General features: G+C 40.8%; 18 protein-coding genes. 1 reads left to right on the top strand and 17 read right to left on the bottom strand.

Annotation, left to right across the window (positions count from 1 at the left end; translation table 11 throughout):
* Positions 1 to 102: 102 nt before the first annotated feature.
* Positions 103 to 1,320: a formaldehyde dehydrogenase, glutathione-independent gene (gene fdhA, locus FFL34_RS15220; protein ID WP_138604178.1), complete on the top strand. Its 1,218-nt coding sequence runs from the start codon at positions 103 to 105 to the stop codon at positions 1,318 to 1,320.
* Positions 1,321 to 1,416: 96 nt separating this feature from the next.
* Here the strand turns inward: fdhA and FFL34_RS15215 are convergent, their stop codons facing one another.
* The 17 genes from FFL34_RS15215 to FFL34_RS15135 all read right to left on the bottom strand — a co-directional run bounded on the left by FFL34_RS15215 (position 1,417) and on the right by FFL34_RS15135 (position 15,730).
* Complete coding sequence (locus tag FFL34_RS15215) at positions 1,417 to 2,754, bottom strand: vWA domain-containing protein (RefSeq protein WP_171046404.1); 1,338 nt, start codon at positions 2,752 to 2,754, stop codon at positions 1,417 to 1,419.
* Between the two features lie 92 nt (positions 2,755 to 2,846).
* The gene (locus tag FFL34_RS15210) at positions 2,847 to 3,167 is read right to left on the bottom strand and encodes a hypothetical protein (RefSeq protein WP_138604176.1); all 321 of its coding nucleotides are present in this window, start codon (positions 3,165 to 3,167) and stop codon (positions 2,847 to 2,849) included.
* A gap of 130 nt (positions 3,168 to 3,297) precedes the next feature.
* Positions 3,298 to 3,597, bottom strand: coding sequence for a hypothetical protein (locus tag FFL34_RS15205; RefSeq protein ID WP_138604175.1), 300 nt, complete (start codon positions 3,595 to 3,597; stop codon positions 3,298 to 3,300).
* Positions 3,598 to 3,815: 218 nt separating this feature from the next.
* A complete protein-coding gene (locus FFL34_RS15200; RefSeq protein WP_138604174.1) occupies positions 3,816 to 4,115 on the bottom strand; it encodes a hypothetical protein in 300 nt (99 codons plus the stop codon).
* A 280-nt stretch (positions 4,116 to 4,395) separates the two neighbouring features.
* Positions 4,396 to 4,701, bottom strand: a complete 306-nt coding sequence (locus FFL34_RS15195) for a hypothetical protein (protein ID WP_138604173.1) — start codon at positions 4,699 to 4,701, stop codon at positions 4,396 to 4,398.
* A 56-nt stretch (positions 4,702 to 4,757) separates the two neighbouring features.
* Complete coding sequence (locus tag FFL34_RS15190) at positions 4,758 to 6,164, bottom strand: hypothetical protein (protein WP_138604172.1); 1,407 nt, start codon at positions 6,162 to 6,164, stop codon at positions 4,758 to 4,760.
* Between the two features lie 42 nt (positions 6,165 to 6,206).
* Positions 6,207 to 6,932 (bottom strand): pilus assembly protein TadG-related protein, encoded by a 726-nt coding sequence (locus FFL34_RS15185; protein ID WP_138604171.1) that lies wholly within the window; start codon positions 6,930 to 6,932, stop codon positions 6,207 to 6,209.
* Complete coding sequence (locus FFL34_RS15180) at positions 6,925 to 7,296, bottom strand: pilus assembly protein TadE (RefSeq protein WP_138604170.1); 372 nt, start codon at positions 7,294 to 7,296, stop codon at positions 6,925 to 6,927. Before FFL34_RS15180 ends, FFL34_RS15185 begins: the two co-directional genes overlap by 8 nt.
* Before the next feature lie 41 nt (positions 7,297 to 7,337).
* The gene (locus FFL34_RS15175) at positions 7,338 to 7,568 is read right to left on the bottom strand and encodes a hypothetical protein (protein WP_138604169.1); all 231 of its coding nucleotides are present in this window, start codon (positions 7,566 to 7,568) and stop codon (positions 7,338 to 7,340) included.
* Between the two features lie 16 nt (positions 7,569 to 7,584).
* The gene (locus FFL34_RS15170) at positions 7,585 to 8,511 is read right to left on the bottom strand and encodes a type II secretion system F family protein (protein WP_138604168.1); all 927 of its coding nucleotides are present in this window, start codon (positions 8,509 to 8,511) and stop codon (positions 7,585 to 7,587) included.
* A gap of 6 nt (positions 8,512 to 8,517) precedes the next feature.
* Positions 8,518 to 9,447, bottom strand: coding sequence for a type II secretion system F family protein (locus FFL34_RS15165; protein ID WP_138604167.1), 930 nt, complete (start codon positions 9,445 to 9,447; stop codon positions 8,518 to 8,520).
* Complete coding sequence (locus tag FFL34_RS15160) at positions 9,447 to 10,769, bottom strand: CpaF family protein (RefSeq protein WP_138604166.1); 1,323 nt, start codon at positions 10,767 to 10,769, stop codon at positions 9,447 to 9,449. Before FFL34_RS15160 ends, FFL34_RS15165 begins: the two co-directional genes overlap by 1 nt.
* Positions 10,753 to 11,880, bottom strand: a complete 1,128-nt coding sequence (locus FFL34_RS15155; protein ID WP_138604165.1) for an AAA family ATPase — start codon at positions 11,878 to 11,880, stop codon at positions 10,753 to 10,755. The genes FFL34_RS15160 and FFL34_RS15155 overlap by 17 nt, the downstream gene beginning before the upstream one ends.
* 3 nt (positions 11,881 to 11,883) lie before the next feature.
* On the bottom strand, positions 11,884 to 12,531 hold the full coding sequence (locus FFL34_RS15150; protein ID WP_138604164.1) for an SAF domain-containing protein: 648 nt from the start codon (positions 12,529 to 12,531) through the stop codon (positions 11,884 to 11,886).
* Positions 12,524 to 13,204 carry a hypothetical protein gene (locus FFL34_RS15145; protein ID WP_138604163.1) on the bottom strand — a complete coding sequence of 227 codons (681 nt, stop codon included), beginning with the start codon at positions 13,202 to 13,204 and terminating at the stop codon, positions 12,524 to 12,526. The genes FFL34_RS15150 and FFL34_RS15145 overlap by 8 nt, the downstream gene beginning before the upstream one ends.
* Before the next feature lie 27 nt (positions 13,205 to 13,231).
* Positions 13,232 to 13,873: a prepilin peptidase gene (locus tag FFL34_RS15140; RefSeq protein WP_138604162.1), complete on the bottom strand. Its 642-nt coding sequence runs from the start codon at positions 13,871 to 13,873 to the stop codon at positions 13,232 to 13,234.
* Positions 13,874 to 14,269: 396 nt separating this feature from the next.
* On the bottom strand, positions 14,270 to 15,730 hold the full coding sequence (locus FFL34_RS15135; protein ID WP_138604161.1) for a CoA-acylating methylmalonate-semialdehyde dehydrogenase: 1,461 nt from the start codon (positions 15,728 to 15,730) through the stop codon (positions 14,270 to 14,272).
* Between the last annotated feature and the right edge of the window lie 18 nt (positions 15,731 to 15,748).

Below are 15,748 nucleotides of genomic sequence, written 5' to 3'. Positions count from 1 at the left end.
ACCCTTTTTAGTTTTAAAATAACAGGACCGGGAATAAGATAACTAAGACGGTCGCAAATAAGTGAACACTGGGAGATCTGATTTATTCTAGGAGGTTTTTTGTTGGCTGATAATCGTGGTGTCGTGTACTTAGGAAGTGGCAAGGTAGAAGTTCAAGATATATCGTACCCGGATTTGGTTTTGCATGAAGGACCTGGTGTACCAAAGGAAAATGCCGGGCGCAAATGTGAGCACGGCGTTATTATTAAAAACATTGTCACTAATATTTGCGGTAGCGACCAGCACATGGTACGGGGGCGTACAACCGCTCCAGAAGGGTTAGTACTTGGACACGAAATCACCGGTGAAATTGTAGAAGTCGGCCGGGACGTGGAGTTCTTAAAGAAAGGCGATATTGTGTCCGTGCCATTTAATGTGGCTTGCGGCCGTTGTAAAATGTGCCGTCGCCAAGATACGCATATTTGTCAGAACGTGAATCCCGAACGTCCAGGTGGGGCGTACGGTTATGTCGACATGGGAGGCTGGGTTGGCGGCCAATCCGAATATGTGATGGTGCCTTATGCTGACTTCCAATTGTTGAAATTTCCGGACAAAGACTTAGCAATGGAAAAAATCCTTGATCTCACCATGTTATCTGACATTTTTCCAACTGGATATCACGGAGCGGTGAATGCCGGTGTCACCTCAGGATCTACTGTGTATGTGGCCGGTGCAGGTCCAGTTGGTCTGGCCGCTGCTCATTCTGCTCAATTGCTCGGAGCCGCCGTTGTCATTGTCGGCGATTTAAAAGAAGAGCGGTTGAAACAGGCTCGAAGCTTCGGCTGTGAAACGATTAACCTGCAGGATCATGATGATGTCGGCGAACAAATTGAGCAAATCCTAGGTGTGCCGGAAGTAGATTGTGGTATAGATGCAGTAGGTTTTGAAGCCTATGGACATGGAACGAATCATGAAGAAGCGCCAGCTGCGGTATTAAACACAATGATGGACGTTGTGGAAGCCGGTGGTAAATTTGGTGTTTCAGGCATTTATGTGACGGATGATCCCGGCGCCAAGGACCAAGACGCCATGCACGGATCTCTTAAGATGCGCTTCGGTTTAGGGTGGTCCAAAGCCCACAGTTTTGCGACTGGGCAAACACCAGCCATGAAGTACCAGCGCCAGTTAATGAACGCCATTTTACATGGCAAAGCAGACATTGCCAATGTGGTTAATGCTACCGTTATCTCGCTGGATGAAGCGCCACAGGGGTATAAGGATTTTGACAGTGGCGTCGCTAAAAAGTTCGTTATTGACCCACACGGCATGGTGCGTAAATAAGAGCGCTCTTCTTATAAAAAAAACGTGATAATTAAGCGAACAGTACCGAGACTGTTCGCTTTTTATTTAGCAACAAGACAATCCCTATAGAAGCTATTAGTCTTTACTCAACTCATCCATTTTTTTCTGCTTTATATCATCCAGCAGATCAAAGGTTTTCTCTCGTTCGTCGTTAAGTGTTTGACCGTATTCTTTCCGGAGCTGATCATTGTATTGCCTCAGGGTATCTCTTCTGTCGGAAAGTTTTTGTTCAGTTTGATTTGCTGTCTCTTCATCAATTCGCCCTGACTCTTCCAATTTATCGAACGCACTCATTAATGCGTCATGTTCATCGTCAATAAACGCATTAAATACGCTTTCCGCATCGTTTAATTCATTCTGCTTGCCACGATGCTCATTATTTATATCCTGGCCTTCTCTAGCAGTCCACAAATTCACGTCCAGACCTGAAACGGCTTCATCTACAATCTCATCCACCATGTCGAACATGCTTTTGCCGTTTGCTACGGATTTAAATGATCCACCTCCCGCATCGGCAACTTCTTTCAGCTGTTTTTGTTCTTCGGAATTGACATCAAAAGCAATCACATTGACTGTTGCATTTAAATCAGATTCATGCAGCTCTTTTGCCTTTTTAACGGGATTACCGCCACATGTCTCGGTGCCATCACTGATGACATAAATAACATTCTCAACATTGTCACCGGCGTCAGATCCCAGCACTTCTCTTGCCTTTTCCAGTGACCCTGCCAGTGGCGTCCATCCAGCAGGTTCAAGGTCCTTCAAAGCTTTATTAAAAGAATCTTTATCATATGTACTCAATGGATAACTTAGCTCAATACTATCACAAGATAACGCTTTATCTTCCTCACTGCCGGTTCCTTTATGACCATACACAATCAAACTTGTCTTCGTCTCTTCTGACATACTGGAGGCAAAGTCCTTTAATGCTGTCTTGGCCTCATCCATTTTCCTATTTCCGTTTACATATGCCCCCATACTTCCGCTTGAATCCAACAATAAGCTAATATGCTGCACTTTGTCCTCATCAGCCTGCACATCGGGAGCTTTTGTCAGTTCAAACTGCGGATCAAATGATTCATAGGCATTCATGGCATCACTGTAGTCATACGCAAACTGGTCAATCAAATAATTATATACGTCTTTATCTTTAAGATCACTCGGCATCTCCTTTAATACCTGAGATATGTCATCGTCTGTCATATCATTTGCGAACGATTTCCCCGGACCATTTTTCACCATCTTTTCAGGTTCTGTGGGTGCTTCTGGAATGTCTATCTCCTTTTTACCCGATGCCTTTTGCGCTTGTGTATCTTCCTCGCCTGATGTACTTTGATTTTCATTTGAGCAGGCAGCAAGAACAATGAATAAGCTAGTTAGTGCTAAAAAAATGATGAATGATCTTTTAATCATTTTCATCCCCCTCTCTGAAGGTTGTTTGGTAGATAGAAAAAATGGCGTACGCTAATATCATACCCCATTCCAATAACCTGCTTTTCCCTTGGTTACATGATAAATAGCCGTACCAAAGCAACTACTATGACAATTGATACAATTCTTCGCAACGTCTTTAAAACTACTTTTCCACTTAATCGATAATCATTTTTCTCAACATCAAACGTCAGCATCGCTAAAGCAGCTCCCCCAATTACCACAACAGCAATCACATATAAAAAAGGATTGTTCCATGAAAGACTTTCAACAGCTACTTCCCACTTTCCTGTAATCCGATAACCAAAAAAGTAAAAGAAGGCAGGCACAGCTAACAGACTGGAGACTGACGATACCAGCCTGATACCCCCCCATATTTCCTCTCTGTTACTCATAACGCCGACCTCCTCGTCATACGAAGATTTAAAGGTTAATGATGGCCAAAAGTTCACTCCCTCTAGTTATCTGGAAATTAATAGAAGCGTTTATCATCGGGGAGGACGCGACTAATCAGAAGCAATTGGACTAAATCTGTTGCAGCATCCAATAGAATATCCCCATTCCTATGATAAATAGAACACCACGTTTCGCAGCCCGAAGTGAAACCTCCCCCTCCCTCCTTACATAGGTAGCAAAGACCCATGTCAGAAAAAGTACAATCGAGAGTCCTAATGCTGTCATTTGGACAGTTTTACTGGGAAATGTAGCATGCCAGCCACCATCCGGCTTAGGCTCGAGTTCCGAAACTAAAATAGTTCCCAAAAAAATGAACAAAATTAATATGAAACTGGAAATTTGTATCGTTTTCCACAACTTGTCGTTCACTTGAACACCTGCTTTCTGAATCTGGAATAACCAATTATTGCTTATGCTTTCCAGATATCCTTAGAATGCAATTTGTTCTTGTGGCATTTGAGGGGGCTATTGACTTGCAACAGCAATTTTTTTCTTGGGAGTGAAAAAACGTCCAACTCTGTTAAACAATAAATGAAATGTCATGATCAAGTACCAACATCTCTTATGCAAGGAAGAGGATGATAGGACTAAATCTGTTGCAGCAACCAATAGAATATGCCCATTCCTATGATAAATAGAACACCGCGTTTAGCAGCCCGAAGTGAAACCTCGCCCTCCCTTCTCACATATGTAGCAAATACCCATGTCAGAAAAAGTACAATCGAGAGTCCTAATGCTGTCAATTGGACAGTTTTACTGGGAAATGTTGCATGCCAGCCACCATCCGGCTTAGGCTCGAGATCCGAGACTAAAATTACCCCTATAAATACCCCTAAAAACAATATCATACTTGAAAACTGTATCGACTTCCACAACTTATCGTTCAAATACAACACCTCATATACGCAAGAACCTCTCCGATCTAGGATAAAATGTCCCAAATCCTGCTTTCATCTGTAACTTGAAACTGCCTTTTCATTGACGAGTTATAGCTTTTTCATATAATCAGTTTTTTGATTAATGATATCACCGATTTCCGTACCTGCTTTTCTTTTAAAAGATTAATAGATATGTTTCACCATGGGCTACCCTCTACCGATTTTGCTCCATAGCTAATGGTGTTTACTCCTTTTGGTTCCCCGGATATTAATAATTTTGTACGCGGAATTAAGAATTAATGATCTGTAACAATAAATAAAATAATCCAAAGCCAACAATGAAGAAAAGTCCACTCTTAACAGCCTTCATTGATACTTCTCCTTCTTTTCGAACATAGGTAGCAAAAACCCATGTCAGACCAAGTGCTATAATGACCACAATTCCAATAATTTGGTAAGCCTTACTTGGAAATGTAATTTCCCATCCTCCACCTGGCAGTGGCTCAAGTGGTGATACGATAATGGTCATTATAATTAATGCCAAGATTAATATAAAACTGGAAATTTGTATCGTTTTCCACAACTTGTCGTTCAAACATAACCACCCTTTATACAAGAATAAACAATAATACTACATATTATCTATTCAAATCATTTTTCCCCTATACTTTGCAGATAATCTTGTAATGCCTTTTGTTCTTGCTGAGTTAACTTATTTTTATTTTGTAACGAATCATATGACAAATTAGGATCCACTGATCCATTTAAATTAAAACTCTTTGGTGTTTTTCTATAATATTTAGTATTAGTAGGTTCTTGGAAACCATTGATAATATTTGGTTTTCCTTTAAGAATATTCGACAGCTGACCACCAGTAGATTTTTGTAACACTTCATACCCTATTTCCCTTGTTTTATCAGTCATATATTTATTCACTGTCGGTCTAAGCCTCATAAATAATCCTGCAGTAGCCATACCACCTACATAGTCTATCCATGATCCGCTTCCCGATCCTGCTGATTCAAGCAAATAACTTGATGCGCCGCCAATATTCATCCCAGCTGAAGCCGACAATACTCCATTAACAATCTTTTTATTTCCAAATGATGATATTGCCTTGTTGGTAAAATGACCTCCTATTGGAGCTGTTAATAATGTAAGAATGGTATTAGATGCAAAATTCCTTGCAGAAGGTAGTTCACCAGTCATGAAAATATTTAGCCCTTCAAATATTATTAATCCACTCATAGGTACAACTGAATTCCTCAACCAGGTACCTAACAAAAAACGTGCAGCCATTCCTCTTCCACCTAATTGAAAAATCAAATATAGCTTCTGAGCAAATGTAGGTGCTAACCTTCGCGCAAGTGCGGTAACAACTGCACTTCCTGCCGATGTAAATGCAAATCCGCCTAAAAATCCGCCACCGGTAGCCCACATAAGTGCATGTGAGAAGGAAAAGTCATCGGTTCCACCATTTAATGCAAAATAGCCGCCACCTAATAAAACCGCTCCTGCTATTGCTCCAGCGATTACACTCCCCACGGCTATAGTGATACCTAATAAGGCAGCTCCTCCAACTATGACACCTATAACAATCGCAGCCCCAATGATGACTGCACCGATTGTTTTTATCAGATCCTGACCCCAATCCGGCAGATCATTATACCAATCCGAAATGGATACACCGACATTTTTAATAAAATCCCAACTAGCTTCCGCACCGCCGGCAATGGTATCCCATGTTACTTTGGCACCATCCTTTAGTGAATCCCAGACTTTCTCGCCGGCATCTACTGCGTCATCCCATAAATCAGCCAGCCAATCTACGAGACCCCCATCAGAATCGGGAGACCCCGGTTCTTCACTGCCGCTCCCGTCAGTTCCACCGGGCAGCCCCTCCCGCCATTCCGTTTCACTGACTTCACCATCTGATAGTGTAGGGTGATCGCCTTCCATTTCTATTTCACCAATTATTTTCACATTGCCCGAGGCGAAAATAGTCGAAGGAGACATGAACAATAACAATACAAATAACCCTAACAATTGTTTTTTCATACGACACCACCTGTGCTCACTTGCTTTACCTTATGATAGTGCTCAATCGCAAATGATGTTCATGCCTTCCGGTTGCTGAATATTAACAATTGCATGTGCCGGAACCTTTAGCTGTTCTGTGTTAACACTATTAAGGAAAGAATCATTTATTGTACTCTTTGTGCGTACACCAACCTTGAAACCTTCATCCCCATTTTCAACGGGAAAAACAATCGAGATATCATTCTCAATTCCATTTAGATCTGCATAATGTTGGGCAGCTTCCCGGATCTCTTCTGTATGGCTGCTAACTGCATCGCAGACTAGATTTGACAAACTGTCAGTGTCCCATAAAAACTTGATTGCCTCGTCAATATCAACCCCGGAATTAGCCCCTTTTAAGTAGTTTACTATACTTGCAGGCATGGACCTGTCATCGAATTCTTCTTCCAAATTATTGATCCATTCGTCAAATGCATCTCCCCATGAGACACTACTTTCATCGTCGCCAACTGATTCCTCCCAGTCTTCTTTATAATCCTCTGTACGCTCATGTAAATCTGTCAATTCAACCCTTGTTTCCTCTTCCAGTACTTCCTGATAAGATTTTTCAGCTTCTTGTGCAGCGGCAATAGCAGCCGCATCACTGCCAGTTTGAGAGATGCGTCGTTCCATTAAGACACTAGACATATCAAAGAAAACGAATCCCATTAAAATAATACCTAGCAGCAGTCCCATCATCATAAGCGTGGTGGAACCTTTTTCATTTCTTAGTTCGTTTTTAGTCATCGTCTTCTTCACCAGATTCCACGGGCATGATAGCAGATGCCTCGATTTCAAAATTCGGATTTTCCCAAATAGGAATTTTTAAAGTAGGAACCTTAGTTGTAACAGTCACCTCAACACTATCGCCTAAGTCTGATTTTCGGCTACTCACGTAAAGACCACTTGCAGAATTCCTCGCCGCCTGTTCATAATTACCATCAACACTTGCAACCCGCGCCGCATCACGGGCAGCTGCTTCACCAACAATCATCGTATATCCGGCCATTAAAATTTGCCAGGCAACAAGTGCAGCAATGACAATCAATGGGAACATGCCAACAAATTCCAACGTTTGAGAACCTCGTTCATTTTTTAGATACTTTTTCATACTGGGCACCCCATTAGAAATGAATCGGAATAAATGGTTGATCAACCATCATTGGAAAGATTACCAATCTGAGTGGTGATAAAATCTTGTATTTTTTCCCCTATGCCTTCACTTCCACTACTATTAAAGAAAGTAATGATTGCCCCCATAAGCGCCAAAACCACTAAGCACATACCAATCCATTCCATCAATTCCGCTCCGTCTTCATTGTTTAATCGCGCTTTTGCTAAATGGAACATCCCGTAAATTTTTGTTCCAATTGTTTGTAACATGTCAATCCTCTCCCTTTTAATTAAAAATATTAGTAACCCCAAATGAATCAGGATTATAAATCATATTCAAAATCATCAGTCCTATAAGCAAAAAGAAAATCGATGGTGCAATCAAAAACGTTGTCACTAATGAGATTTTTGGATTGGCTTTGGCTGCCTTTTCCTTTGCCAGACTACCTCTGCTTGACCTAAGATCTTCAGCTTGAACACTAAATGTTTGGGCTACAGGAACACCAAGCTCATTTCCTTGAATAAGTGCTTGCACCAAGGCCTGAAGCTCCTTGGAATTATTTCGATTCATCAAATGAAGATAGGCTGTTTTCCTAGGCACACCAAGTTCAATTTCTTGATTAAACTTTTTTATTTCTTCAAAAAGTGGACCTTCCATATATTTCGTGCTTGTTTTCAACGATCCATCTAAGGAACTGCCCGCCTCCAACATCACACTAATGGTATCCAAAAAGTCAGGCATTTCCTCACCTATTCTTCGTTGGCGCTCTTTAGCCTTCATGCTTATATAAATATCCGGTGCCATAAAAGCAGCAAAACAGAGCAAAACCGAAAGCAAAAGAAGCATGGTGGAGCCAAGAATAAACGAAACAAAGAAAAATATAGCTCCTAAAAACACCAGCACCAATTTCAAACCGTAAAAAGTATTTAAAGTCATGTTTGATCCAGCCAAATGTAGTTGCTTTTTGTCCTTCTCGGTATTCCTGAATGATAATAGCGATGAAGCCCTAGGCCCCATGTTAGCCCCCCATGCCAATAACCGTTTTTTTATTCGGTGTGTCAGTTTGACCCGGGGCTGTTTTTTCATATTCTTTTCCCAACGTTTTTGCAGATTGATTTTCTTTGTAAAATAAATATATAGAAATATGGATGCAAACAGTAGTGAAATTAAAATAAGAATGATTAAAACAATTGCTGCCTGAAATCCTCCCAATTTCCATCACACCTTAATCGTTGTCAGTCGTTTTATAATCATAATCCCAATAAATATAATGCCACCGACAACACCTAATAAAATTAAACCAAAAACCGTAAACAGTGGATTTAAAAAGCCGGGAATAATGAGAGACATCATTCCACACATAATAACAGGCATTAATGGCAGTATGTACGCAACAGATTTCCCTTCGGCGGTAGCTGACCTGATTTCTTTGTATACTCGCGATCTTGACTCCAGTGTTTGCGCCATATTATCAAGTATGTTTCCTAAATTTCCTCCTACCTGTTTCTGAATAAGAAGCGTCCCGACAAAAATATTGACATCACTTGACGAAGATTTATCCCTGAACCGATTCAATGTCGATTCTAAGTCCTCGCCAATGGCCAGTTCTTTATCAATAATTTGAAAATCAGTCTTTGCCGGTTCATTTAGGTCATCTGCGCAATTCTTAATCCCCTGCTGAATCGTTAAGCCTGCTTTTAAAGAATTAGCCATTAGTCTGCATATCTCCGGAAGTTGGGCGTTAAGTTTCTCCAATCGTTTGTTTTTCCTTGAAGATAAAAGGAAACGCGACGAAAAATAGACAATCGCAAAAGCCAACAAACCATCCAAAGGAAACATTAACTGCAGTAATTTATTGTTTATCACCCATAAAACGCTAAATATTAACAAAAACAACATCATGAATTCTGAAGGCTTTATATTTATGTCTGCCCGCTGAAGGCGCAATAAAAGATCTTTACCAACACTTGAACGGTCAAACTTATCACCGAATTTCATCATAAAGCTCCTGCGCTCACTCTGTTCCTTTACATTAAACGACGTATAAATCTTGCTGCGTTTTTTTCTTAACTTAATAGCACGAAACGAATAATATGTCCCTACCATTGCCGAAAAAATAGAAAGCGATAAAACCATTACCTGCATCATTACAACCAACCTGCCTTCTCGCGCATATCTTCGGGGATATCCAACCCATACCGACGAAAACGATCAATCACTTCCGGCCTGTAATCAGTTAATTCAAAGTCACCTTTTACTTGACCTTGGCTATTTGCAGATGTCTGATTGAATCGATAAATATCATTGACAACCAAACCATTTTCATTAGTAGATAATTCCGAGATTCTGGTAATCTTTCTATTACCGTCTATTAACCTATCCATTTGGACAATTAAATCTATCGCCCCAACGAAATACTTGGATATAACATCGGTTGTTAATTGAAGACCGGACATAATAACCATTGCTTCCAAACGGCCGAGCGCATCTTTCGGGGAATTTGCGTGAACCGTAGTAAGTGAACCTTCATGACCGGTATTCATAGCCTGTAGCATATCGAAGGCCTCCGTTCCTCTTACCTCCCCGACAATGATGCGGTCAGGCCGCATTCTTAACGCGTTTTTTACCAATTGCCTTATCGTGATGGTCCCCGTTCCTTCAGCATTTTCCGGGCGCGCCTCCAGTCGGACAATATTATCATACTGAAATCTCAGTTCAGCCATATCCTCTATTGTTACAATTCTCTCTCCCTGAACGATAGATTCCGATAACACATTTAACAGTGTTGTCTTCCCGCTTCCGGTACCACCGGACACAATAATATTACATTTCGACATGATGGCCGCCTGTAAAAATGAAGCCATTTCCTCGGTCATGGAGCTGTAATTTAATAAATCATTCATCGAAAATGGTGTCTTGCGAAATTTACGGATTGTCAGTGATGGACTGTCAAGGCTGATGGGCGGGACAATCGCATTAACCCTGCTGCCATCATGAAGCCTGGCATCTACCATTGGTGAACTTTCGTCAATCCTTCTGCCTAGCGGTGCAATCACCCGGTCGATGATATGACGGATATGATTTTCGTCTCTGAAACGAACATCCGTTTTTGAAAGTTTACCATGACGTTCAATGTAAATTTCCGATGGTCCATTAACCATAATTTCAGTTATGGAATCATCTGCCAGCAGTTTTTCAAGTGGTCCATACCCCACCGACTCATTAATAATAAAATTGACAATCTGCTTAAGATCTTCCTGTTTAACAATAATTTTCTCTTCACTAATCATTTGTAGCAGTAAACGTTCAATGGTTTGTTTTCTCTCCTGGGAAGGCAATGACGTAATGGAATCAAGGTTCGCTTCGTTAAGCAGTCTCTGTTTAAAATGATTAACGAGTTCATCTAATTGACCGCTGGTTCCCATGTCATCTGCTGAGCCATTTTCACGAAGTTTATGTACCCACGACATGATTATCCCCCTCCATAACTTGAAGCACCAGCTTTCTCACATCCCGGCTCACTTTATTATTTCCTTTATCCTTTTTCTTTTCAAAGAACGGATACCCCATATTAATCATAGGCTGAAGACCGGAAAAGTCGGCACTTATTTTGGTAAATATCGGTTCGTCAATTATTTTCTCTACATCTTTTTCCTGAAGTTCGCTCTTTGAACTGTCCCTGTTTAGAATAACGTTAAAATTGTCTCCGTTTTTCAAAGCCAATCGGTCAAATAAAGACCTGGCCTGTTTGAATGCCCGAATAGACAAACTATCACCGTTTAAAACATAGAAAACCCTCGTAGCCTCACTTAATCCAGCATAGCTTCTGTCACTTAATTCAGTAGGCAAATCCAGAAGTACATAGTCAAAATATGTTTTAGCTACTTTTATAACCTTGGGCAGCAGGTATTCCGGCAAGTCCGCTGATTTCATTGGATTTGAAGGACCAAGCAATACGTTTACTCCGGTTACGGTTTGGTTACTGACATTCATGATATGTTCCGGCGTCAATTCATCCAAAACTATTTGCAATTGCTCGTAAGAACGTCCTGACTCCAAACCGAACAATGGCTCTTGGCCGCCATATTGACTGTTCATATCAATTAATAGTACTCTTTTATCCTCGTGTATAGCTAACGACTGTGCGACAATAGCCGAAATCGTGGACTTACCTGAACCACCCTTTGCACTGTAAAAAGCCCACACTTCATTACCATGTTCATCATTTCCCATAAAGTCCTTGCGATTTTTAATCTGTTCATCCATTTCCTTCAACCATTCATGAAAACGATCAATTTCACTCGGAAAAATAAAAATGGCATCTGCCCCTACATTCATCCACTTTCTAGCTTCATCAAAGTTTTCATTTTCAACCAGCACCGTTAATGTATGAACATTGGGTGCACCACTAAATGCTTCGGGTGAAATGAAACTTCCGTCAATAATCACATGCTCATTAAATAGTTTGTTACCCAGATTCTCCGTGGTAACTTCATGATGAATGCCAAGCTGATTAAAAATAGATATGATTTTTTCAATCCAATCATTATTTTGACTCAGTAAAAGCGCGCTTGTATCCATGAACTACTTTCCTTTCTGTTCTGCAGGTTTCTCGTCAACTCCATTGATTCTTAGTACCCTGATTTGTTCAGCAACATTTTGGTAATAGATCAGTTGTCGTGCTTTTTCAACCGTTAAACTGACCTTAACAGCCGGTTTTGCTTCTTGATTATCCACCTTTTCCATTTGAACGACACTTACTCCACTGAAAAGACGCTCTGATAACATATTCCCGTCTTTTTTATAGACAACGATTATATCTACTTTTTCACCTGGAGCCACATCCTGGTCCATAATCACATTGTCAGTAACATTTAAATTGACTATTCGATGATCGGAAGGGATAGAATGTGTCGTTCTTAGAATATTTGAAGTGATAAAATTTCCTTTTTCCATATCAACCACAATCATTGCATCATCTATTTGGGATTTATTTTCTATAAAGTTTCCTGATTGCTCTGTAACCGGAATTTCCGTCCATGCAATATCACCCGACTGCAACTTCTCATAACTGTTAATATTCTTTGCAGCTGTTGCAACCGTTATCGTTTCTGTTTCTCCTGATGACTCGGCAATCGCCTGAAGCTGATTAATAATTAATCCCCCTGCAATCACTGCCAAAATAAATGCTAGCAGCAAAAATATAAATGCTTTTCTTTTTGCATCAACCATTGCTTTCCACTCCTAAATCTTTAACTGCACAAATAGATATTTTAACCGTATCATCAGTAGTTTCGTTTTGATTTACTGATTGTAAATAGTGATACTTCTTCTCAGCTGTTTCCTGAATAATTAATAGTTTGTAGCCCTTTATGTAACCTTTTATCTGTTCCAACAGTGCATTTAATAAGCCTTTGTTTAGTTTCTTTTGATTAAAATCATTTTGATACAACATATATTTGTCTTCGGAAGTTATTTTGTCCTTCGTTTTCAAGATTTTTTTCGCCTTAGCATGCTGAATGACAAACGATTTCATTTGACCTTTTAATACGTTCCATGCGAACAGATTTTGTTGAAGTGTTTGACTTGGGTTACTTGCCACTAAAAACAATAAGTGAACAGCTTCTGCATGATTATTAGGGTATGGCAAAGGCTTAATATTTAACTCGGGCAGAAAAAGGTTTCGCAGTTTCCATAATGCCTGCTGTTTTTTGTGACTGGGCTGATACAAATAAATGATATGCTGATCCATTTTATATTCTTGTATTAAGGCTATTATGTCCGAAAGACTTGCTGATAAATTAGGCTGACTAACGAATTTGTTTGCTTTAATCAGTGGATGCGATTTTAGAAAACCACTGTTCCCCTCTACAATGATAGTAGTTTGCCTGTTTGATTGATTCAACGTCTTCCCCCCTCCCCTTTGATCGTACTAGTTATATAACAACATTGAGATGGCAACGAGTGCGATAGCCGGGCCAAACGGAACCATTTCATTTTTGTCTCTGTACCCCAAGAAAATGGAAAGTATTCCGAAAAAAAACGCCAAAAGGCAAGAGAAAATTAATAACCAGTAAACAAACTCAAGCGAAGTCCCGAGTCCAATAACTGTGACTAACTTAATATCTCCGCCCCCAATCCCGCCTTTATAAAGCACTGCTAACAACAGCAAAAGAATAAAAGCAAAAAGCCCGCCGCCCAATCCAACTAACCATGTATGATTAAAAATCTGTGTCAAAAGAATAGGAAGAGCAAACACAACCAACAACCGATCCGGAATAACCATATATGCTGCATCCATAACCGCTGCAGTAATTACAAGTACGATTAATAAAAGGACGATTAATTGATCATACGTTACGGAAGTCAAACCGGTGGCCCGAGTGATGAAAAAGTATGTAATGATAAGTACCAAAAAAGATCGTGTCATAAATATATGCTTCGTTCGCAAATGGGTTACCGTATAAAAAGGAAGCATAGACTTAATTAATAGAACAGTCATGGCCGCCATTAAGAAAGCAACAGTTAATTCCACCACCATATCATCCGCCACAAGCTTTGCAGTTCCCAGCATTTATGCCAATCCTTCTCTCCAATTATATATATATCTTCGCATAATTACGTAGTGTGTCAATTCGGTGACAAAGTTTTAACAAGCCTTCATACAGGAATAACGAACTATTAAAAAAAATCCTTTCCTCAAACAATATTTTCCACTAATTGTTTTAAAGGACTATAGACCTAAAAAAACCATTAAAAAATGAATGTCCACCTCTAAAAATAGATAAAAAGAATCATTTTCAGAATTGTTTAACCCCTTAAGTTAACTACTAATTTTTCCCTTTATTCCAGAATAATCCCTCGCCGTCACAAACAAAGCCCTGCTCACCATCATGAGCAGGGCTGTTTATTTGACAGAATAAGAAAATGAAGCTTCCGCCTTTGTTGATTCAAACCATATGTCATTCGATTAAACCCAACGCGTCGTAATCACTTTCTTTCGTGTATAGAACTCCACGCCGTCTTTGCCATTGGCATGCAAATCACCATAGAACGAATCTTTCCACCCCGAGAATGGGAAAAATGCCATCGGTGCAGGCACACCAATGTTCACGCCCAACATTCCCGCGTCAATGGTTTCACGGAATTGACGAACACTTCCGCCATCGTTGGTGAAAATACAGGATCCATTCGCAAAAGGCGATTGATTCGTTAATGCAACCGCATCATCCAAATCTTTTACCCGGGCAATCGATAAAACCGGAGCAAAAATTTCATCCTGCCAGATTTTCATTTCTGTTGTTACATGATCAAAAATGGTTGGCCCGACAAAGTAGCCTTCTCGTTTCGCCGCTTCATCTTTACGGCCGTCCCGGACCAATGTTGCCCCTTCTTGTTCACCCGTTTCGATATATTGCAGTGTGCGCTTCTTATGATTGTCACGAATGACCGGACCTAAAAACACCCCTTCATCCAAGCCATTTCCGATTTTGATTTCATTTGCCTTTTGCACAAGCTGCTCAATGAATGCATCAGCAACCGAATCTTCCACAGCAACAACCGAAGCCGCCATACACCGTTCTCCCGCTGAACCGAATGCGGCACTGAGTATTTGCGTCGTTGCATTATCCAGGTTCGCATCTTTTAAAACAATCGAGTGGTTTTTCGCACCAGCAAGCGCCTGCACCCGCTTCAGATTTTCCGTGCCGCGTTTATATACGTATTCGGCGACAGGCTGGGAACCTACGAATGAAATGGCTGCTACATCTTTATGATCCAGTAACCCATTGACGACATCATGCGCACCATGGACAATATTGAGCACGCCTTTAGGCAAACCGGCTTCTTCCATCAATTCCGCCAGTCGGTTGGCAAGCAATGGCGTGCGTTCGGATGGCTTTAATACAAAGGTATTGCCCGTCACAACCGCCATCGGGAACATCCAGCAAGGCACCATCATCGGGAAGTTGAACGGTGTAATCCCGCCAACGACACCAATCGGATAACGATAGACACCGGATTCCAAATCAGTCGCAATCGATGGCAGTTGTTCTCCCATCATTAAAGAAGGTGCACCAGCAGCGAATTCCACATTCTCAATCCCGCGCTGCACTTCCCCTTTCGCTTCTTTAAAACTTTTCCCGTTCTCTGTCGTGATAATTTCCGCCAGCTCATCCCAGTGATCAACAAGCAATTGCTGGTACTTAAACATAATCCGAGCACGTTTCGGAACAGCCACTTCTTTCCATTCCTGAAACGCTTTATTCGCAGCTTTCACAGCCTGATCCACATCTTCCTGTGTTGAAATAGGCACGTGCGCAATGACCTCACCCGTTGCAGGATTGATGACTTCCTCCGTTTGATCCGTCTTAGCTTCCACCCACTCGCCACCTACATAGTTATTGAGTACTTTCACTTGTGTTTGAACCATGTCCATACCTCCTATAGT

Origin of the sequence: Lentibacillus cibarius (assembly GCF_005887555.1) — a bacterium.
In the GTDB taxonomy this organism is placed as follows: Bacteria; Bacillota; Bacilli; order Bacillales; family Amphibacillaceae; genus Lentibacillus; species Lentibacillus cibarius.
This window is presented reverse-complemented; position numbering and strand designations above follow the sequence as displayed.

Excerpts from the sequence above, each read along its gene's own strand:
- FFL34_RS15215 (WP_171046404.1), bottom strand. The coding sequence starts at position 2,754 with ATGATTAAAAGATCATTCATCATTTTTTTAGCACTAACTAGCTTATTC.
- FFL34_RS15210 (WP_138604176.1), bottom strand. The coding sequence starts at position 3,167 with ATGAGTAACAGAGAGGAAATATGGGGGGGTATCAGGCTGGTATCGTCA.
- FFL34_RS15190 (WP_138604172.1), bottom strand. The coding sequence starts at position 6,164 with ATGAAAAAACAATTGTTAGGGTTATTTGTATTGTTATTGTTCATGTCT.
- FFL34_RS15185 (WP_138604171.1), bottom strand. The coding sequence starts at position 6,932 with ATGACTAAAAACGAACTAAGAAATGAAAAAGGTTCCACCACGCTTATG.
- FFL34_RS15180 (WP_138604170.1), bottom strand. The coding sequence starts at position 7,296 with ATGAAAAAGTATCTAAAAAATGAACGAGGTTCTCAAACGTTGGAATTT.
- FFL34_RS15175 (WP_138604169.1), bottom strand. The coding sequence starts at position 7,568 with ATGTTACAAACAATTGGAACAAAAATTTACGGGATGTTCCATTTAGCA.
- FFL34_RS15165 (WP_138604167.1), bottom strand. The coding sequence starts at position 9,447 with ATGATGCAGGTAATGGTTTTATCGCTTTCTATTTTTTCGGCAATGGTA.
- FFL34_RS15160 (WP_138604166.1), bottom strand. The coding sequence starts at position 10,769 with ATGTCGTGGGTACATAAACTTCGTGAAAATGGCTCAGCAGATGACATG.
- FFL34_RS15155 (WP_138604165.1), bottom strand. The coding sequence starts at position 11,880 with ATGGATACAAGCGCGCTTTTACTGAGTCAAAATAATGATTGGATTGAA.
- FFL34_RS15150 (WP_138604164.1), bottom strand. The coding sequence starts at position 12,531 with ATGGTTGATGCAAAAAGAAAAGCATTTATATTTTTGCTGCTAGCATTT.
- FFL34_RS15140 (WP_138604162.1), bottom strand. The coding sequence starts at position 13,873 with ATGCTGGGAACTGCAAAGCTTGTGGCGGATGATATGGTGGTGGAATTA.
- FFL34_RS15135 (WP_138604161.1), bottom strand. The coding sequence starts at position 15,730 with ATGGTTCAAACACAAGTGAAAGTACTCAATAACTATGTAGGTGGCGAG.